This window comes from Planctomycetota bacterium, from assembly GCA_035574235.1.
Lineage (GTDB): Bacteria > Planctomycetota > MHYJ01 > MHYJ01 > JACPRB01 > DATLZA01.
This window is the reverse complement of sequence record DATLZA010000101.1, coordinates 1-19,525: the sequence shown is the minus strand read 5'-3', so window position 1 is coordinate 19,525 and position 19,525 is coordinate 1. Positions and strand designations below refer to the sequence as shown.

15 protein-coding genes are annotated in these 19,525 nt (G+C 70.5%); 11 read left to right on the top strand and 4 right to left on the bottom strand.

Going from position 1 to position 19,525, the window contains the following annotated elements:
• The 11 genes from VNO22_08700 to VNO22_08650 form a co-directional block, all read left to right on the top strand.
• On the top strand, positions 1-626 hold a 626-nt coding region (locus VNO22_08700; GenBank protein ID HXG61439.1), incomplete at its 5' end, for a hypothetical protein.
• 12 nt (positions 627-638) lie between these two features.
• Complete coding sequence (locus tag VNO22_08695; GenBank protein HXG61438.1) at positions 639-2,402, top strand: hypothetical protein; 1,764 nt, start codon at positions 639-641, stop codon at positions 2,400-2,402.
• Entirely contained in the window at positions 2,399-3,235 is an 837-nt protein-coding gene (locus VNO22_08690) for a tetratricopeptide repeat protein (GenBank protein ID HXG61437.1), read from the top strand. The genes VNO22_08695 and VNO22_08690 overlap by 4 nt, the downstream gene beginning before the upstream one ends.
• Entirely contained in the window at positions 3,232-4,707 is a 1,476-nt protein-coding gene (gene pelF, locus VNO22_08685; protein ID HXG61436.1) for a GT4 family glycosyltransferase PelF, read from the top strand. Before VNO22_08690 ends, pelF begins: the two co-directional genes overlap by 4 nt.
• Positions 4,694-6,061, top strand: coding sequence for an exopolysaccharide Pel transporter PelG (gene pelG / locus VNO22_08680; protein HXG61435.1), 1,368 nt, complete (start codon positions 4,694-4,696; stop codon positions 6,059-6,061). Before pelF ends, pelG begins: the two co-directional genes overlap by 14 nt.
• A 131-nt stretch (positions 6,062-6,192) precedes the next feature.
• Positions 6,193-6,633: a CBS domain-containing protein gene (locus tag VNO22_08675; GenBank protein ID HXG61434.1), complete on the top strand. Its 441-nt coding sequence runs from the start codon at positions 6,193-6,195 to the stop codon at positions 6,631-6,633.
• Positions 6,634-6,905: 272 nt separating this feature from the next.
• Complete coding sequence (locus VNO22_08670) at positions 6,906-9,401, top strand: DUF3536 domain-containing protein (protein HXG61433.1); 2,496 nt, start codon at positions 6,906-6,908, stop codon at positions 9,399-9,401.
• Positions 9,394-11,691 (top strand): 1,4-alpha-glucan branching protein GlgB, encoded by a 2,298-nt coding sequence (gene glgB, locus VNO22_08665; protein ID HXG61432.1) that lies wholly within the window; start codon positions 9,394-9,396, stop codon positions 11,689-11,691. Before VNO22_08670 ends, glgB begins: the two co-directional genes overlap by 8 nt.
• A 282-nt stretch (positions 11,692-11,973) precedes the next feature.
• Complete coding sequence (gene mamK / locus VNO22_08660; GenBank protein HXG61431.1) at positions 11,974-13,083, top strand: MamK family actin-like protein; 1,110 nt, start codon at positions 11,974-11,976, stop codon at positions 13,081-13,083.
• Positions 13,084-13,555: 472 nt separating this feature from the next.
• Positions 13,556-14,617: a glycosyltransferase family 4 protein gene (locus tag VNO22_08655; protein HXG61430.1), complete on the top strand. Its 1,062-nt coding sequence runs from the start codon at positions 13,556-13,558 to the stop codon at positions 14,615-14,617.
• A 20-nt stretch (positions 14,618-14,637) separates the two neighbouring features.
• Positions 14,638-16,806, top strand: coding sequence for an amylo-alpha-1,6-glucosidase (locus VNO22_08650; GenBank protein HXG61429.1), 2,169 nt, complete (start codon positions 14,638-14,640; stop codon positions 16,804-16,806).
• Here the strand turns inward: VNO22_08650 and VNO22_08645 are convergent.
• From VNO22_08645 to VNO22_08630, 4 genes are all read right to left on the bottom strand, one after another.
• Positions 16,799-17,233 (bottom strand): response regulator, encoded by a 435-nt coding sequence (locus VNO22_08645; GenBank protein ID HXG61428.1) that lies wholly within the window; start codon positions 17,231-17,233, stop codon positions 16,799-16,801. The two genes, VNO22_08650 and VNO22_08645, sit on opposite strands and share 8 nt — an antisense overlap.
• A gap of 286 nt (positions 17,234-17,519) precedes the next feature.
• A complete protein-coding gene (locus tag VNO22_08640) occupies positions 17,520-18,503 on the bottom strand; it encodes a hypothetical protein (protein HXG61427.1) in 984 nt (327 codons plus the stop codon).
• Between the two features lie 66 nt (positions 18,504-18,569).
• Positions 18,570-18,977 carry a DUF3568 family protein gene (locus tag VNO22_08635; GenBank protein HXG61426.1) on the bottom strand — a complete coding sequence of 136 codons (408 nt, stop codon included), beginning with the start codon at positions 18,975-18,977 and terminating at the stop codon, positions 18,570-18,572.
• Between the two features lie 68 nt (positions 18,978-19,045).
• Positions 19,046-19,525, bottom strand: a 480-nt coding sequence (locus VNO22_08630; GenBank protein ID HXG61425.1) for a hypothetical protein, incomplete at its 5' end; no start/stop codon positions are given.

Sequence of the window (19,525 nt, the reverse complement as noted above, 5' to 3'; positions counted from 1 at the left end):
TTCGCGGCCCATGGGCGGATGCGGTGGAGACGGTCCTGGCCGCCGGAGAACGCCATCGGGCGGGGGCGGAAGCGACGTGGTCCCCGATCGAAGCGGTCGTTCTCGGAGCGGGCGTCGAGCGGCTGTGGTATGCGGCGGACGGGGGCGCCCTGGACGGCGTGGAGGGAACGCGGGCGGACGAGTGGCGGGGCCGCGCGGGGGTCGAGGTGATTTTCCTGAGGGGCGAAGGCGCCGCCGGCGGGAGCTTCTTCGACGCGGCGCTGCGCGACGAGGGCCCGATGGGTTCCCTCCTGGGCCTGGCGGCCCGGTTCGAGGCGGCCGAGCTGGAGGGGGACGCGGCGCTCCTCGAGGCGGTCGGGCGGGCGCCCCGCCTGCGTTCCTGGAGCGTGGGGCCCACCGCCGCCTGGGCGGCCGGTTCGTGGGGCGCGACCGGCGCGGCCTGGGTGGGGGCCGATTCGGAGCGGGATCTCGGTTTCGGAGAACTCCGGGGAGCGGCGGTTTCGTTCCTGGTCACGTGGGAGGACCGCTGGAAGGTCTCCGCGACGGGGGAGTACGTCAACGAGAGCGCCCTCGTCGGGGGCGGCCGCGCCTGGGCCGTGACGTTGGGCGTCCATCACAACTTCTGAGCCGCGAGCGCCATGGCCGAAAGCCGAAGACAGAGCGAGATCCGGCGGGGCGACGTCCGCGGTCGCGGCGAACGTTTCCGACCCCGGGATCCTTTCCGGCTTGTCCCGGGCTCCGACGAGGGGCTCGTTTCGGATCCGAACGCGGGGGAACCCCTCGTCTTCGCCGAACCGCCGGTGGATTACGAGCCGCTGGTGATTCCCGACCTCGACCCGGAGCCCGAAGACGAGGTCGTGTACGTTCTCGACGAGGAGGGGCGGCCGAAGTTCGTCCGCGGCGATCCTGAAGAAGAGGTTGTCTATCTCGAAGAGGAGGTGGGGGCGGAGGAGGAGGAGCCGGAGGCGCCCGCCCGCGTGCGGTTTCCGGAGGCCGCGGCCGAGGCGGTGCGGCGGCGCGCGTGGCAGGAATACGCCGCGGCGCTGGAGGCGCGGGAACGGGCCGCGGCGGCGCTCCGTGGGGCGCGTCCCTGCCGGCCGGGACTGCGATCCTGGGTGGAACTCGCGGGCGCGCTTGGGCTGGCGGCCGGCGCGGGACTTCTCTTTTTTCCGCACGATCCGGGCTTTCGCGGCTTCGAATTCAATCCCTTTCTGCTGCCCATCCTTTTCTTCGCCCTTCGCTTCGGGGCGGCTCACGGCGCGGTCGCGGGACTGGCTTCGGCCGCGTGGGTGGCTCTCATCGGAGGACGGTTCGGCGTGGAGGACGGCTCGCTGATCCTTCCGGGTTTCCTGGCGGCCGCGGGCGTCTTCGCGGGATTCCTTTCGCGGGAGCAGGGCCGGCGGCTGGCGCGGTTCCAGGCCCGGGCGCGCGCCCTGGAGAGGGAGCGTCGCCGGGCGGTCCGCGCGCTGGCGGCTCAGGACGCCGTCCTCCGGGAGCTGAGAAGCCGGATCGAAGAATACGGCGTCGCTCCCGAAACCCTGTACCGCCTGTGCCGCGCCATGTCGGGCGAACGGCCGGAGGATCTCTACGGGGCGGTCCTGGAAATTCTCGCGCGCGACGTCGGCGCGACCCGGGCGGCCGTGTACGAAGTCGCCGCCGGGGGGACCCTGGAGCTTCGGGCATCGCGGGACGCGCGACCGGCGTCCGCGCCCTTTCCGCCGTCGCTTCCGGCCGGCGAAGGGCTGCCGGGACGGGCGCTCCGGGAGGGCCGGGTGGCATGCCGCTTCGAGCCGGGCGCGGCCTCGCCGGGGCCCGCACTTCTCTGCGGGCCGATCCGCGAGGGCTCCCGCGTGAGGGCGCTGGCCGTGGTCGAAGAGCTGCCTCTTTTCGAATTCGCTCCGGCGACCGTCACGCGCCTGGAGGCGCTTCTCGAATGGGCCTCCGAGGCGCTGACGCGGGCCGCGCGGCGGCGCGAGCGGGAGGAGCCGGCGCTGTTCGACATGGAGCTCGGGGCGTACACGCCGGAATACCTGGCCGACGCCCTGGCCAGGGAGGAAGGACGGGCGGCGCGCTACGGCACGCCGTTCAGCGTTCTTCTCGTGCGCCTGCTGGGCGCGGAGCGGATGACTCCGGCGCGAAGGAGGGCGGCGCGGCAGGCCGTCTGCCGGGCGCTGGCCGCGCACACGCGGGAGGCGGATTCCGTGTGCGCCACGGCGGCGGAGGATACGGTGGCCGTGATCCTTCCCATGCACGAAGGACTCGACGTGATCTCCCTGGCGGACCGCGTCAACACGGCGGTGGCCCGGACGTGGTCGCGGTCGGAGCTGCGGCTGTCGTTCGTCTTCGCGGACGACGCGCAGTGCCGGGCGCTCGCCGGGGGGCGGGGGGAGGCCGCGGCGTGACGGCGGTGCTGGTGGTGCTTCACGTTCTTTCGGCGGCAGCCGCCGCGGCGGCGGCGGCGCGGGTGCGCGGCGGGGGGGCGCCGGGCCGGCGGTTGGAGCTGTGGACGGCGCTTCTCGTGCCCGTCGCGGGGCCGCTCCTGGTGGCATTGGAGGTTCTTTTCGAAGGGCTCTTCCGAAGATCCGTGCGGCCGGTGGATCCGGCGGAGCTTTTCGATCCGGGCGACCCGGAGGCCTTCCGGCGTACGATTCCGGATCCGGCGGAGGTCATGAACCGGGGCACGGACGTGACGCCGTGGGAGGAGACGCTGGAGGCGGGGGGGCCCGTGCGGATCGAGCGGACGCTTCGGCGGTTGGCTCGGCCGGCGTTGCGGCGGGTTCTGCTGCGGGTGTCCGACCGGGATGTGCGGGTGCGCGCGCGCGGGTTGTGGGTGGCGATGGAGGCGCGCCTTCTGCGGGAGGCGGCGCGGGCGGCGGGTTCGCTGGAGCGGGGAAGGGCGTTGCGGCAGTTGGCGGAGCTGGCGGCGGATGCGGCCACGGCGCGGCAGCACCTGCGGGCGGCGGCGGCGGCATTCCGGGAGGCGGCGTCCGCCGATCCCGAGGAGCCGGCGCTCCTCGAGCTGGCGGACGCTCTTCGTGCCCTGGGGGATCCGGCGGGGGCCTGCGAGGCGCTTTCGCGGCGCCTCGAGCGCCGGCCGGACGATGAGGCGGCGCGGCGCGCGCGGGCGGAGGCGTGGTTCCTTCTGGGGAACCGTCCGGCCCTGCGGGAGGATCTGGCGCGGCTGGCGGAGCGGGATCCAGGACGGGCCGACCGATGGCGGGAGGGGGCGGCATGACGCATGTGTGCCTTGTGGCGGAGGGGTCGTATCCGTACGTCACCGGGGGAGTCGGCAAGTGGACGCACGACCTCATGGCCGCTCTGCCGGAGATCGAGTTCACGGTGACGGCCCTCTGGCCGGCTCCGGGGAGCGCGGGCCCGCGGCGCTATACGGAGCTGCCCAACGTGCGGGAGCTTCGCCACGTGTATCTGCTCGAGGGGGACCTTCGGGAGGAGCCTCCGCCGGTCGGCCTCTACCGGGTTCTCGAGCGCTTTCACGCGGAAGCCCGCAAGGGCAACTATTTTCCGTCGCGGGATGTCCTGGCGCTGGGCGGACCGGGGCGGTTCCTCCGGGATCCGGAGGCGTGGACGATGTTGTGCGGCTTTTACCGCCGAGCGGCGGGAGCGGGAATTTCATTTCCGGATTTCTTCTGGACCTGGCGGGCGACGCATCTGCCGCTCTTCCGCGTGCTTCAGGCGGAGCTTCCCGACTGCGACCTGGTGCATTGCATCTCGACGGGCTATGCCGGCCTCCTGGGCGCGGCGCATCGGGTGCGCACGGGGACCCCGCTGCTCGTGACGGAGCACGGCCTCTACACCCGCGAGCGGGCCCAGGAGCTGGCGGACGCCGAGTGGATTCCGGGCGAGGCGGACGCGGAAGCGAGGGGCGTGGGGAATCTCTTCCGCGAGTGGTGGAACCGCATGTTCCAGGCGATGGAGGGCGTGACCTACGAGCAGGCGGATGTCCTTATCACGCTGTTCGAGGAGTACCGCCGGTATCAGATCGAGCGGGGGGCGCCGCCGGAGCGGACGCGGGTGGTGCCGAACGGGGTGGACGTACGGGGGTTCGAGGAGGTGGCGCGGCGCCGGCGGCCTTCGGATCGGTTTCATGTGGGGCTCGTGGGGCGCGTGGTCCCGATCAAGGACATCAAGACGTTCCTGTCCGCCTGCGCGATCGTGGCGGGCCGGATGCCGGAACGCCCGCCGCGGGTGTCGGTGATCGGGCCGACGGCGGAGGATGAATCCTACGCCGCGGAATGCCGGCAGATGGCGGAGGTGCTGGGGCTCGCGGGGATCGTGGAATTCACGGGCAAGGTGGACGCGCGGCGCTACTACGAGGCGTTGGACGTGTCGGTGCTCACGAGCCTGAGCGAGGGGCAGCCGCTGGCGGTGCTCGAGGCGATGGCCTGCGGGATTCCGGTGGTGGCGACGGACGTCGGGTCGTGCCGGGAGTTGCTCGAGGGGCGCACGCCGGAGGATCGGGCGCTGGGTCCGGCGGGTCTGGTGACGCGGGTGGCCGATCCCGAGGATACGGCGCGGGCGATACTTCGGCTGGCGCGGGATCCGGAACTTCGCCGGGCGATGGGCGAAGCGGGGCGGCGGAGGGTGCGGGCGTATTATCGGCTGGATCAGGTGCGGGAGGCGTACCTCGAGCTTTACCGGAGCCTGGCGGAGGCGCGCCGCAAAGGGGTGACGGATGGCGGGCGTTAGCCTGGCCCTTCGGAGGATGCTCCGCAGCCCCTTCTATGGGGCGCAGGCGCTGGGATACGTCTATGCCGGGGTCGCCATGGCGGGCCCGTGGCTGTTGACCTCGTTCTTCATGGTGGCGGTGACGTGGATGGACTGGGGCGGGCGCGGGGAAGTGGAGCGCAGCATCTTCCAGGCCATCGTGCTGTACGGCTACGGCGGGTCGATGATTCTGACGGGCCTTTTTCAACTCGTGGTGGCCCGGCATGTGAGCGACGAGCTCTACCTGGGGCGGACGGGGAGCGTGGTTCCGTGCGCGGCGGGCGCGGCGGCGGTTTCCCTGGTTCTGCATCTCGGGGCGGCGGCGGTTTTCGCGGCGCTGACGCGGCCGCCCCTGCTTCTGGCGGCGGCGGAAGCCGCCTTCTTCGGGTCGGTCGGTCAGGTGTGGAACGCGATGATTTTCCTGGGGACGATTCGCGACTACGGGACGATCGTGGCCGCCTTCGCGGGGGGCGTGGGAGCCGGGCTGGGGGCGGCCTGGGGACTGGCGGCGCCGCTCGGGGTGCCGGGTCTTCTGTTCGCCTTCGCGATCGGGCATGCGGTGACGGCGGCCCTCCTCGGGGCGCGGCTGCGGGCGGAGTTCCCTTCGTCGGACGGAGCGCGGTTCGCGTTCGCGCGCACGTTCATGCGCTACCCGATGCTCATGCTGATCGGAGTGGCCTATGCCGGGGGCGTCTGGGTGGACAAGCTGATCCTGTGGGCCGGGCCCACCGCCGTGCGGCTGCCTCTCGGGTTGACGGCGTTTCCCCTCTACGATAACGCCGTGTTTCTCGCGTACCTCACCATCGTGCCGGCCCTGGCGCTCGTCTTCGTGCGGATCGAGGTCTCCTTCCACGGAGCATACCGGAAGTTCTTCGGCGCCATTCGCCATGGGGCGGACCTGGACGCGATCCGGGGGGCGCACGCGCGCATCCGCGGATCCCTCGAGCGCGGCGTGCGGCAGGTGGCTCTCCTCCAGGGGGTGCTCACGGGCCTGGTGATTCTCGTGGCCCCTCGTCTGCTGGAGGCGCTCCGCCTGGACCGCGTGCAGTACTACGTGTTCCGGGCGGCCTGCCTGGGCGCGTACCTTCAGGCTCTGGTTCTGGCGCTTCTGCTGGCGGGGCTGCACCTGGCGCTTTATCGGCCGGCGCTCGGGATGACGCTGGCGTACTTCGTGGCGAGCGCGCTGGGCACGGCGGCCACGGCGCTTCTGGGGCTTCCGTACTACGGCTACGGAACGGTGGCGGCGGGGCTGGCGGCGCTGGCCGTGGGATATCCCTGGATTCTGCGCCGCGTGCGCGACCTCGACTACCGCACGTTCATGCTGCAGCCGGCCTGACCGTCCGGGGACCATAACGTCCCGGGGTCCCCCGGATCACAGGGATGGACGCCGTCGGCGGGCCCGCCGAAGCGACGCGGAGGCGGGATCGTATGAGACGACCGAGAGCCAAAGGTCGGAAGAGGTCTTCCGTGGTCCAGGTCAGAGAGATCATGACGGGTTTCGTGGAAACCGTGCGCGTCCGCGCCACGGTCAAGGAGGCGGCCGGGCGCATGCGCGCGTTCGGGCTGGGGGCCCTGCCGGTTGTGGACGGGGATCTTCTCGTGGGCATCATCACCGATCGGGACATCGCCGTGCGCGTGATCGCCGCGGGGCGGCCCGCCGCGTCCACGGCGGTCGGCGAGGTCATGAGCCAGGACGTGATCGCCTGCCGGCCGGACCAGGATCTCGAAGTGGCCGCCCGCGTCATGCAGGTCAATCAGGTTCGCCGGCTCCCGGTCGTGGACGAAGAGGGGAAGCTCGTGGGCCTTCTGAGCCTGTCGGACGTGGCCCGGGCCGCGCCGGAGGATCTTGTGGGACGGGTCCTGGCCGGGATCGTCCAGCCGGTCCATGCCCTTCACACGTTCACCTAGGGCCTCCTGCGGAAGCGGCGTAACATCGGACCGGTTTCCGGATCTATAGAGCGCGCCGAACGGTCCCTCGGGGCCGCGCGGCCGCTTCTCTTTGACGCAGGCGTTCAGGGACAGGATCCGAATCGCGAATTACGAATCCCGGAACGCGGGGGATTCCCGCCCCTGAAGCCCCTCTCCGGTGGGGAGGAGACGTCCCGTCTTTCGTGAATCGCGATCCGGCGCCGCCTTGCCAGGGCGCCGCCGGGAAGCGCACAGGGGGAGAACGAGGCGTGATGAGTTCCGGCGACCCGGCCGTCGTCGTCCATGGCCACTTTTATCAGCCGCCGCGGGAGAATCCCTGGACGGGGGAGGTGGACCGCCAGCCGGAGGCGCATCCGTTTCATGATTGGAACGAGCGGATCTACCGCGAGTGCTACCGGCCCACCGCCTGGGCGCGCATCGCCGACGGGGCCGGGCGCATCGAGCGGATCGTCAACGTCTATGAGCTGATCAGCTTCGATTTCGGGCCGACGCTTCTGTCGTGGCTGGAGCGGCGCCATCCGGACACATATGCCCGGATCCTCGAGGCGGACCGCCGGAGCGCGCGGCAGCGGGGCGGCCACGGCAATGCCCTGGCGCACGGGTATAACCACGTCATTCTGCCGCTGTGCAACGCCCGGGACCTGCGGACGCAGGTGCGCTGGGGGATCGCGGACTTCGCCCACCGTTTCGGTCGCCGGCCCGAGGGGTTCTGGCTTCCCGAGACGGCCTGCAACGACGAGACGCTGGGAGTTCTGATCGAGGAAGGCGTCCGCTTCACGATTCTTTCGCCGTACCAGGCGCGGCGGGTGCGCCCCCTGGGGGGGCCGCGGCGCGACTGGGTGGCCGCCTCCGGCGGGGAGATCGATCCCCGCCTCGCCTACCGGTACTTTCACCGGGACGGATCGGGTCGGTCCCTGGCGATTTTCTTTTACGACGGGCCGGTGTCGCACGCGGTGGCGTTCGAGGGGATTCTCCATTCCAGCCGGCTCTTCGTGGACCGGCTGGCCGGCGCGGGGCCGCGCGAGGGCCGTCTGGTGCACGTGGCGACGGACGGGGAGACGTACGGGCACCATTTCCGCTTCGGGGAACGGTGTCTGGCGCACGCGCTGGCCGTGGAAGCGCCCGGGCGCGGCTTCCGCGTGACCAATTACGGGGAGTTCCTGGAGCAGCATCCGCCGGCGCACGAGGTGGAGATCGAGACGGGGCCGGGGGGCGAGGGCACCTCCTGGAGCTGCGCGCACGGCGTGGGGCGGTGGGCGCGCGACTGCGGCTGCCAGGCCGGCGGGCGGGAGGGCTGGAACCAGTCCTGGCGGGCGCCGCTCCGGGCGGCGCTGGATTTCCTGCGGGAGCAGGCGGCCCGGAGCTTCGACGCCCTTCGCGGCCGTCTGTTCGAGGATCCCTGGGCGGTCCGGGACGCCTATGTCGAGCTCATCCTGGACCGCGGCCGTTCGCGCGAGGAGTTTCTGCACCGCTTCGCTTCCCGGAGCCTCTCGCGCGGCGAGCAGGAGCGGGCGCTGGCGTTCCTGGAGATGCAGCGCCACGCCATGCTCATGTACACGAGCTGCGGCTGGTTTTTCGCGGACGTCTCCGGTCCCGAGACGGTGCAGGTCCTGCGCTACGCCGGTCGGGTCCTGGACTTCCTGGAGGAGCTGGGGCAGGAGCCGGACCGCAAAGGCTTTCTCGAGCGCCTGGGGGAGGCGCGCAGCAACCTTCCGGAGATGGGCACGGGTGCGGACGTGTTCCGCCGCTTCGTCGAGCCCGCGCGGGTGTCCACGGAGCGGGTGGCCGCGCACCTGGCCATCGCGGGGCTGGCGGGCGTCGAGGAGCCCTCCGGGGAGTGCGCCGCGCATCGCTTCCAGAAGCGCTCCTTCCGGCGCGAGCAGCACGGGCGGCTGACCCTGGCGACGGGGCGCCTGAAGCTCCAGATGATCGCCACGGGACGCGAGAGCGAATACGCCCTCCTCGCGCTGCACCTCGGCGGCGTGGATTTTTACGGCCTGGTCAGGCCGGACCCCGGGGATGAGCGTTTCCAGGCCTCCGCGGAGCGTCTGTGGCGGCACTTCACGACCGCCTCGCTGCCGACCTTTCTGCGCATCGCCCAGGAGGAATTCGGCCTGAACGAATACGGCTTCGAGCACGTGCTTCCGGACGTCCGCCGGACGATCATCGGGGCGATGTTCGGAAGCCTCATCGCGCGCCTGTCGGAGCAGTACGCGCTCCTTTACGAGGACAACCGGCGGACGCTGGAAATGCTTCAGGCGTCGGGGTTCGAGCTTCCGGCGGAGCTGCGCGCGGCGGCGGAGTTCACGCTGGGCCGCCAGTTCGAGGAGGCGATCCGGCGGTGGAGCGCAGGGTCGGATCCTTCCGCCTACGAGAAGGCCGCGGGCGTCGCGGCGGAAGCGGAGCGGCGCGGCTATCGGATCGACCGGTCCTTCGCCAATCGGCTTTTCGGCGGGAGGATCACGCAGGCGGTGCGGGCGGCGGTGGGGGAGCCGTCGCCGGAGCGGGTTCGGGAGGCGCTGGACCTTTTGCTTCTGAGCGGCCGGCTGGGACTGGATCCGCCCCTCGAGAAGGCCCAGGAGGTCCTCTACGAGGCGCTGGACGATCCGCTGAAGCGCTCGGAGCTTCTGGCGCGGCTGGCGGGGCCCCTGGGCCTGGCGCCGCGCGCCGGAGAGGGCGCGCTTCCGTCTCCTGAAGCGGCGCGCGAGAAGACCCCGGTTTCTCAAGGAGCGTACCGTCATGAGTGAACGCGATCTCCTCGTGGAAGCGGCCCCCAACGGCGAGCTCCCCGGTCCTTCCCCGTCCGGGGCGCCGCCGTCCCGCCGGCGGCCCGCGCCGGCGCCGGATCTCGAAGACGTGCCGGCGTCGGATGTGGAACGGTTCCTCTCCCTCACGTTTCACGACCCGCACGCGATCCTGGGCGCGCACCGGACGTCGCGAGGGGTCGTCGTGCGCGCCTTCCGGCCGGACGCGCGTCGCGTGACGGCGCTTCCGGAAGGGGGGGCCGCGCAGCGGATGGTCCGGCGCCATCCCGCGGGCCTCTTCGAGGCGTTCTTTCCGGAGGCGCGCGAGATCTTCCCGTACCGGCTCCGGGTCGAGACGCCGGACGGGGACGACGTGACGATCGAGGACCCGTACGCGTTCCTCCCGACGGTGGGGGAACAGGATCTCTGGTTCTTCAACGAGGGTCGCCACGAGCGGGCCCAGGAGTTCCTGGGAGCGCATGTCCGCGAGGTGCGCGGGGTGCGGGGCGTCTCATTCGTCGTCTGGGCGCCCAACGCGCGCGGCGTGAGCGTGGTGGGCGACTTCAACCGGTGGGACGGCCGGTTGCACCCGATGCGGCTTTTGGGCGCGTCGGGCGTGTGGGAGCTCTTCGTGCCGGGTCTGGGGCCGGGGGCGTTGTACAAGTACGAGATCCGGGGAGCGGACGGCCGGCTCTTCCTCAAGAGCGACCCTTATGGGTTCGCCATGGAAAGGCCTCCGCAGACCGCCTCCGTGGTCCACGTCTCGCGGCATGTCTGGGGGGATCAGGCCTGGCAGGAACGCCGCGCGGAGTCGGATCCCTGGCGGAGCCCGGTTTCGATCTACGAAGTTCACCTGGGCTCCTGGCGGCGGGTTCCCGAGGAGGGCCGCCGGCCGCTCACCTACCGCGAGGCCGCGCCCCTCCTGGCCGACTACGTTCAGGAGATGGGTTTCACGCACGTGGAGTTTCTGCCCCTCCAGGAACACCCCTACGGGCCTTCCTGGGGCTATCAGACGGGCGGTTACTACGCTCCGACCGCGCGATACGGCGGACCGGACGACCTCAAGTACCTGATCGACCACCTGCACCGCAAGGGGATCGGCGTCCTCCTCGACTGGGTGCCGGCCCATTTCCCCAAGGATGCCGCCGCTCTGGGGCGCTTCGACGGCACGGCGCTCTACGAGCACGAGGACTGGAGGCGGGGGGAGCATCCCGACTGGGGGACCTACGTTTTCAATTACGGCCGCCACGAGGTGCGCAGCTTCCTGATCTCGAACGCCCTGTACTGGCTCTCCGAATACCACGTCGACGGCCTGCGCCTGGATGCGGTGGCGTCGATGCTTTACCTCGACTACAGCCGGGCGCACGGCCAGTGGGTTCCGAACGTGCACGGAGGACGGGAGAACCTGGAAGCGATCTCCTTCCTGCGGGAGCTCAACGAGCGGGCGCACGCGCGCCATCCGAAGGCGTTGATGGTCGCCGAGGAGTCCACGGCCTGGCCGGGCGTCAGCCGTCCCACCTCCGCCGGGGGCCTCGGCTTCGGCTTCAAGTGGAACATGGGCTGGATGCACGACACGCTTTTCTATTTCTCGCGGGACCCCGTGTTCCGGAAGCACCATCACCACACGCTGACGTTCAGCCTGCTTTACGCCTGGACGGAGAACTTCATCCTGCCCCTTTCCCACGACGAGGTCGTGCACGGCAAGCGCTCGCTTCTCCACCAGATGCCGGGGGACCGGGCCGCGAAGTTCGCCAACCTGCGGGCGCTCTACGGGTACCTGTGGGCGCACCCCGGCAAGAAACTTCTCTTCATGGGCGGCGAGTTCGCGCAGGAGAACGAGTGGTACCACGACGCCAGCCTCGACTGGCATCTCCTGGAGCGCGCGGAGCACCGGGGCGTGCAGGCCCTGGTGCGGGATCTCAACCGCGCGTACCGGCGCGAGCCCGCCCTGTGGGAGCGCGACTTCGAGCCGGAGGGGTTCGAGTGGGTGGACGCGTGGAACGCGGACGAGAACGTGCTGGCGTTCCTCCGGATCGCCCCGTCCCGGGGGCGGCGCCTTCTGTGCGTGTCCAACTTCTCCGCCGTGCCGCGCGCGGGGTATCGCGTGGGTTTGCCGGGGCCCGGGCGGTACCTCGAGATCCTCAACACGGATGCGGCGGTCTACGGCGGCGGGAATCTCGGCAACTGCGGCGCCGTGGTGGCCGAGCCCGTGCCCTGGCACGGCCGCTCCTGGTCGGCACGGCTCGTGCTTCCGCCGCTTGCGACGCTCTGGTTCGAGGTTCCTGCCCCATAGGGCGGGAAGGCCCCCCGGCCTACGGCACGCACGACGACCGGGGGACCGCCCGCCGGACGAATGGGGTGGGGTTCGATCGATCGGGGGTCGGGCCCCGCCTCCCGCGCTCTCCGTGACCCTCCGGGGCGCCGGATGTTACGCCGCCGGCGCTCGCCGTAACATTCGCGTTCTTCGCGGCTCTTCTGGCGTTGGCGCGGGTCCGTCGCGGGTCGTCCCCGAGGGGCGCGCCGACCCCCCGGCCGGGTGGGCGATCGAAGGAACGTGATCCTGGGAGCGCGCGTTATGGAACTCGATCATTTGAAGGTGGCGGACAAGGGCCTGGCCAAGGCGTTCGCGGATCCCACGGTGCGGTCCGGAATCCTGTACGTGGGCATGGACCTGGGCTGCTACAAGACATCGATCGCGGCGACCAACGGGACGCGCGAGGTCGTCTATTCGATCGTGGGCTGGCCCAAGGACCCCGTCAGCCGCAAGATGCTCGGGAAGGACGTCGTCTTCGGCAACGAGGCGTTCCAGCACCGGCTGGCCCTGGACACGGTGCGTCCCTTCGAGAAGGGGGCGCTCAAGTACGTGGAGAGCGACGCGGCGGGCATTCCCAAGGAGAAGCTCGAGAAATACAAGCAGGCCGCCCGCGAGCTCGTCAAGCACGTGGTGTCCCTGACGCGGCCGCCCAAGGGGACGCTCGTCTACGGCGTCATCGGCGCGCCCGCCCGCGCTTCCATCCTCAACCAGCAGGCCCTTCTAGATGCCTGCAAGGAGGTCTTCGAGGCGGTGATGATCGTGTCGGAGCCTTTCGCCGTGGCGTACGGGATGAACATGCTGGAGGACGCGCTCGTGGTGGACATCGGGGCGGGGACGACGGACCTCTGCCGGATGCACGGCGCCATTCCCTCGGAGGAAGACCAGATTACTCTTTCGGTCGCCGGGGATTCGATCGACGAGGTGGCGTACACCCTGATCCGGAAGGCGCACCCCGAGGCGCAATTCACGATCAACATGGTGCGCGAGGCCAAGGAGCGCTACAGTTTCGTGCACGACATCAACGACAAGGCGATCGTGATCTGGCCGGACAAGCACGGCAAGCCGACGGCCTACGACGTCACCCAAGAGCTCAAGGAGGCGTGCCGTTCCATCGTGCCGCCGATCGTGCAGGGCTTGCGGCAGCTCGTCTCCACGTTCGACGCCGAATTTCAGAGGCGGATGCTCCAGAACGTGATCCTGGCCGGCGGCGGCAGCCAGCTGCGGGGCCTGGACCGGCTGATCGAGGAGGATCTCAAGCAGTACGGCGGCGGGCGGGTGACCCGGGTCCAGGAGCCGGTCTTCGCGGGGGCCAACGGCGCCCTCAAGCTCGCGACCGACATGCCGGAGGAATACTGGAGGGAGGTGCGGTGAGGGGAAGGGCGGAACCGGGCGGGGACCTCCGGAACCGCATAACGGGGAGCGGGTTTCAGGATCTATAGAAAGACCGCCTCCCCGGGAGGCGCGCCCGGGGGACGGGATCGGAGGGGCGTTCCGACACAATCGCGAAAGGAGAGAGGTGGTGAACCCCGTGCCGGCCTGAGGAAGGAGGGAGTTTATGGGCGTGACGGAAGTCCGGTACCTCATCCGCCACTGGCGCCTGCTCTCGTCCGCGGTTCCCCTCGATGCCCCCGCGGGCCCGTCCCCCGCATCCTCTCCGGCGGACGCGCCACCGGGTCCCGCCAGCCCGCCCGGCAAGCGGGAGAATCCTTCAGGCGACCGGACCTCGCGGCCGTCGCCGTCCTGTCCCGAACGCCGCCCGTAACCTTCCGCGCCGCGGCGGATCAAACGCTCGGAGCGTCGAAGGCGCGTCCCCGGGGGTGGAGGCGCCCGCGCGGAGTTCTGCGTGAAGATCGCCCAGATCGCCCCGCTCTACGAGAGCGTTCCGCCGCGGCTCTATGGGGGGACGGAACGGATCGTCTCCTATCTCGCCGAGGAGCTGGTGCGGATGGGGCATGAGGTGACCCTTTTCGCCAGCGGGGACTCCGTGACGTCGGCGCGGCTGGTACCCGCCTGCGCGCAGTCGCTGCGGCTGGACCCGGACTGCAAGGACCAGCTTGTCCACCACATCCTGCTCCTGGAGCGGGTCTTCCAGAGAGCCGAGGAGTTCGACGTTCTGCACTTCCACGTGGATTATCTCCACTTTCCCTGGAGCCGCCGCAACGGATACCGCCACGTCACGACGCTCCACGGACGGCTTGATCTCCCCGACCTCGTGCCGCTCTATCGGGAATTCTCGGACATGCCGGTCGTTTCGATTTCCAACGCCCAGCGGCGGCCGCTGCCCTGGCTCAACTGGCAGGGTACGGTGTACCACGGGCTCCCCCCGGACCTCCTGCGGCCGTGCGAACGGCCGGGACGGTACCTGGCCTTTCTCGGCCGCATCTCGCCGGAAAAGCGGTGCGACCGCGCCATCGAGATCGCCCGCCGGGCGGGCATGGAGCTGCGCATCGCCGCGAAGGTGGACGCGGCGGACCGGGACTATTTCGAATCCGTGATCCGTCCGCTGCTGAGCCGGCCGGGGGTCGAGTACGTTGGGGAGATCGGGGAGCACGAGAAGCAGGACTTCCTGGGCGGAGCGGCCGCGCTGCTTTTCCCGATCGACTGGCCGGAACCGTTCGGGCTGGTGATGATCGAGGCGATGGCCTGCGGGACGCCGGTGATCGCCTGGCCGTGCGGGTCGGTGCCGGAGGTGATCGACCCCGGACGCACGGGCTTCCTCTGCCGGACGCTCGAGGAAGCGGTGCGGGCCGTCCACGACCTGCCGCGCCTCTCCCGGCGGGGCTGCCGGCAGGTCTTCGAGCGTCGGTTCACCGCCCGCCGGATGGCCCAGGACTACCTGCGGGTTTACGAAGGGCTGACGCGCCGGGCGGAGGCCCGACCCTCCGGAGAGCGCGCCGGGACGTGAGGCCGGGCCCCGATCGCCCTATGGAAGAGATCATCCGCGTCAAGGACCAATACTACATCCTGGCGACCTCGCCGCGGGTGGACGACCGCACCCAGGTCCTCAAGCACGGCGACACGTTCGCCGTCTTCAGCCTCAACGGCGACATCGCTCCCGTCGGACAGGGCGAGCAGGGCCTCTACCACGAGGGGACGCGGTTCCTGAGCCGCCTTCAGCTCCGCCTGAATTCGGACCGGCCGCTTCTCCTGAGTTCCGCGGTGCGCGAGCAGAGCGCCGTCCTTGTCGTCAACCTGACCAATCCCGACGTCTCGGACGGAGACCGCGTGGTCCTGCCGCGCAACACGCTGCACCTTTTCCGGGTGAGCTTTCTCTGGCAGGGCGTCTGCTACGAGCGGGTCCGTGTGCGCAATTTCGCCCTTCATGAAGTCCGCGTGGCGCCCACGTTTCTGTTCGCCGCCGATTTCGCGGACATCTTCGAGGTGCGCGGCGTCCGCCGCGACCGGCGGGGACGCTTCCTGCCGCCGGAAACCGGTTCCGACGAGGTCATCCTGGGATACCTGGGGCTCGACGGCGTTCGCCGGAGCGTCCGCGCCCGGTTCTTTCCCGCCCCGGCCGAAGTGTCCGCCGATCGCGTCCGCTTCGAGATGACGATCCCGCCCAAGGGCGAGGAAAGTCTCACGGCCGTCTTTTCCTGCGAGGTCGAGCCCGCCCGTCCGGCGCCGGTCCCGTACGACGTGGCCCTCCACGACGTCTCGTCGGAGATCGGGCGGATGCGGCTGGGGGACGCGCGGGTCGAAACCGCCAACGTGCACTTCAACGATCTCCTGGATCGGTCGATGACCGATCTGCACATCATGATCACGCGGACACCGCAGGGCCCCTACCCCTACGCGGGAATTCCGTGGTTCAGCACCGTTTTCGGGCGCGACGGCATCATCACGGCCCTCCAGTACCTCTGGGTCAAGCCGGAGCTGGCGCGCGGCGTCCTCGGGTTCCTGGCTTCGTGCCAGGCCACGGAGGACAGTCCCGAGCAGGACGCGGAGCCCGGAAAGATCATCCACGAGATGCGCCGAGGGGAGATGGCGGCGCTCGGGGAGATTCCCTTCGGGCGCTATTACGGCAGCGTGGACGCGACGCCTCTTTTTGTTCTGCTGGCGGGGGCCTACTACGGGGCCACGGGCGATCTGGGTTTCGTGCGGACGATCTGGCCGAACATCGTGGCGGCGCTGGAGTGGATCGATCGTCACGGGGACCGCGACGGCGACGGGTTCGTGGAGTACGCGCGGCGGTCTTCCCACGGTCTGACCGCCCAGGGATGGAAGGATTCGCACGACTCGGTCTTCCACGAGGACGGCGAGCTGGCGGAGGGGCCGGTCGCCTTGTGCGAGGTCCAGGGGTACGTCTACGCCGCCCGGCGTCACGCGGCGGTTCTGGCCGAGGCGCTGGGGGAGCCGGGGCGGGCCGAGGCCCTGCGGCGGAAGGCGGAGGACCTTCGGCGGCGCTTCGAAGAGGCGTTCTGGTGCGAGGATCTCTCGCTCTATGCGCTGGCGCTGGACGGCCGCAAGCGTCCGTGCCGTGTCCGGACGTCCAACGCGGGGCAGGTGCTCTTTACGGGGATCGCCGCGCCCGATCGGGCCCGCCGGATGGCCGAGGTGCTGATGGACGAGAGCTTCTTCTCGGGCTGGGGAATCCGCACGGTCGCCGCTTCGGAAGCGCGCTACAACCCGATGTCCTACCACAACGGATCCGTCTGGCCCCACGACAACGGACTCGTCGCGCGCGGTTTCGCCCGCTACGGGATCGCCGCCAAGGGCATTCAGCGCATCCTGATGGGGCTGGCCGACGCCAGCACCTACTCGCACCTCCACCGGCTGCCCGAGCTTTTCTGCGGTTTCCGCCGCCGCAGCGGGGAGGGACCGACGCTCTACCCTGTGGCCTGTTCCCCTCAGGCGTGGTCCGCCGGATCCGTCTTCATGCTCCTGGAGGCCTGCCTGGGGCTGTCCGTGGACGCGCGGCGGGCGGAAGTGCGCCTGGTCCGGCCGGCTCTCCCCGAGATCCTTCCGAGCGTCACCCTCCGGAACCTCCGGGTCGGCCCCGCGTCGCTGGACCTTCACTTCCATCGGCGCGCCCGCGACGTGGAGGTGGACGTGCTGTCGCGCCGGGGCGACGTGGAGATCGTGATCGTCAAGTAGCGGATTCGGGGCTCCGGGGAGGCGAACGGAGGATCTCCTCAAGCGCGGCGGTCATCTCCTCGGCGGGACACGGATGGATGAGAAGGTCGGTCGCCTCCGCCCCCGAGGGCTCGATGAAGAGGAGCCAGCCGCCGTCCTCATCCAGGAAGAGGATCCGGGTATGCGGGCAGGCGGCGCGGATCTGCTCGGCCGGCGCGTGCCCGTCCATGTAGAGGCGCTCGGCGTTCAGGACGACCGCCCGGGGGCCGCGCTCGCGGACGTAGCGCAGGGCATCCTCCCCGAAAGGCTGGACGGCCACTTCGTAGTGCGCGGGGTCCAGGCGTTCCGCAAGGGAGCGCAGGGTCGGCGGCCGGTCGTCCGCGACCAGAAGGAGAGGGCGTTCGGGTGAGCCGCCGTCTTCGTGCGACACGGGGTCGTCTCCGGCCAAGCCGGTCCCTTATTCCGATCCCGGCCGAAGCGGGGCGTTACGCCCGTGCGCGGGAAAGAAAAAGCCCCACGGCACGGTAGGGAGGGGGTGGCCAGGGCGGCCACGTTGTGGGACGCACCGTGGGGCCTGGCGTCCTCGCTTGCGCGAAGCGGGGGCGCCAGCGTTCAAACGTTCGAGGTGTTCCTGCGACCCGCCAAGGGCGCCGGGGATGGGAACCACCGGAGGGGTTACGTCCTCCCACTTTTTCAACGCGCCGGCGACCTGGAAATATTCCCGTCTCCGACGGTCAGCGACCGTCGGCGCGATGGAGAGCCTGCATCATCGCCCCCGTTCCCGTTCCGATGCCGATGAAATCGAGTTCCACGTCTCCGTCGTGGACTCCGGCCGCCAGAAGCAGGGCCAGGGGACAATCGCGGGGGCGGCATTCCACGGTCAGACCGGCCGTCAGGTCCCGGCGCAGGCCGAACCATTCGGCCGCAGGCTCCATCCGGATCGACAGGCGGAGGGGACCCACGGAGAAACGCTGATCGAAGCCGCGGTACACGACGTAGGCGACGATGGCCGGCGGCAGGACGGCGTAATCGATGCCGTGCCAGTCCTCCATGCCGAAGTTGGTTCGGCGCAGCGTCTCGCGGGCCTCCACCTGGTAGCGTTCGAGGTAGACGGATTTCAGGGCCCCCCAGGCCAGCCTGCGCTGTTTGCGGAAGAAGCGCTCCGCCTCGAGCGCCTCCGGCTCGAGAACCTCTTCTTCGAAGCCCAGGGTTTTCTCCTGGAGTCCCGCAAGATAATTCCTCTGGCGATCCAGCCATTCGTCGAGGAAATGGCGCAGGAGGTCCTCCTCGCCCCCGGTGACGCGCACCCGGAGAAGGCGCAGGAGGAGCGGCGCGTCGCCGTCCCGGCCGTCCCACAGAGCGTCGGCGGGATCGGGGACCCGGCGGGAGACGAATTCAAGAGCGGCGTCCATGAGGCGGCGGGGTGTCGCCAGGAGATCGGCGAGCGCCGCCCGCCCGTCGGCGGCCCAGGGCTCGCCGACGTCCGGGAACGGAGGGTCCTGGAGAGGCGAGAGAAGCCATGACCTCGGGTCGTCCCGGGCGCCGCGCCGCGGAGTCGGCGCGTCGAGGCGCCGAGGGAGGGCCTCGGCTTCGGGCGCGGGCGGGGCGGCGGGCTCTTCGCCTTCCCGGGCCGGCGCCTCAGGGCTCAGGAGCACCGCGAAGGCCGCCAGGGCCAAGGCTCCCGTCGTTTTCCCCTCGGCTGCCGCGGATCGCGCCATCGCCCCTCCACTGCTCACCCCTCCGACGCCTTCAGGAGGGAAGCGTTATGGGGCCGCGGGCGGATCTCAGAACTCGGGTCCGGACGGCCGTCGGGGCAGAAACGTCTGACCGGCCGCGCCGAGCGCCTTGGCGATCCGGTCGTGAATCATCTCCGCCTGGGCGCGGTCGCCCGGTTCGACGCGGACGGCGACGGCGGTGGAGCCTTGTCCGGCGGCGCGGACATGAACGAATACCGAGCGGCCGTCGGCGCGGCGCGCCTTCAGTTCCCCGCCCATCTCGTCGTGGCGATCGCTTTCGATCGTGAGGCCGAAGTCCTGGACGGCGGCCAGGGCGGCGTCCCACGTCTCGCGAACGGGCCTGGGGTAGGTACGTTCGATCGTGTTGAGTCCCGTACCGTAGTCCCGCGTGCGCGGCGAGCAGGAGGTCAGCGCCAGGGCGGCGGCACCCAGGAGCCCGGGGATGAGTCTCTTCATGGGGAAGCCCTCCGTGCCATGCGGACCGGACGTAGACGATCGGGGCCGCGCGGCGTTACGTCCGCCCGTCAGGGCAGCGCCACGTCACGGAACTCGAAGGGGATCTTCCGCTCGTGGACGTCGCGGATCAGCGTGAAGGTCAGCGCCTGGGCCTGCCTGTACCAGCTCCGGTCGAAGTGGATGAAGAACGATCCGCCGTTCCGGAACACGCTGTAGCGCTGGAGGTCGGCGGGCAGGGGACGGTACTCGACGCCCTCCGTGTCCACGACGACGATCGAAGCCGGGTCGATGGCGTGCTCGGCCTTGAAGGGGCCGCTCTTGCGCAGGAGGGTGAGCTGGACGGAGCCGCTGTGGACCTCGTTGATCTGGACGACGAAGTCTCCGAGCTCGCGGACGGAGTCCCGGGCGAGGTTGTCGAGCGTCACCGTCTCCGAGTTCAGGGCGAAGAAGAACGTGACCGCGCCGCGCACGCGGGCCAGGGCGCGGGCCGCGGGGTGGAGGCCGCCGTACGTGAACGCGCGCGCGTCGGCGGGGCCGGCGCCGCCGGC

Coding starts and splice junctions, on each gene's coding strand:
- VNO22_08695 (HXG61438.1), top strand. CDS start 639: ATGGCCGAAAGCCGAAGACAGAGCGAGATCCGGCGGGGCGACGTCCGC.
- pelF (HXG61436.1), top strand. CDS start 3,232: ATGACGCATGTGTGCCTTGTGGCGGAGGGGTCGTATCCGTACGTCACC.
- pelG (HXG61435.1), top strand. CDS start 4,694: ATGGCGGGCGTTAGCCTGGCCCTTCGGAGGATGCTCCGCAGCCCCTTC.
- VNO22_08670 (HXG61433.1), top strand. CDS start 6,906: ATGAGTTCCGGCGACCCGGCCGTCGTCGTCCATGGCCACTTTTATCAG.
- glgB (HXG61432.1), top strand. CDS start 9,394: ATGAGTGAACGCGATCTCCTCGTGGAAGCGGCCCCCAACGGCGAGCTC.
- mamK (HXG61431.1), top strand. CDS start 11,974: ATGGAACTCGATCATTTGAAGGTGGCGGACAAGGGCCTGGCCAAGGCG.
- VNO22_08650 (HXG61429.1), top strand. CDS start 14,638: ATGGAAGAGATCATCCGCGTCAAGGACCAATACTACATCCTGGCGACC.
- VNO22_08640 (HXG61427.1), bottom strand. CDS start 18,503: ATGGCGCGATCCGCGGCAGCCGAGGGGAAAACGACGGGAGCCTTGGCC.
- VNO22_08635 (HXG61426.1), bottom strand. CDS start 18,977: ATGAAGAGACTCATCCCCGGGCTCCTGGGTGCCGCCGCCCTGGCGCTG.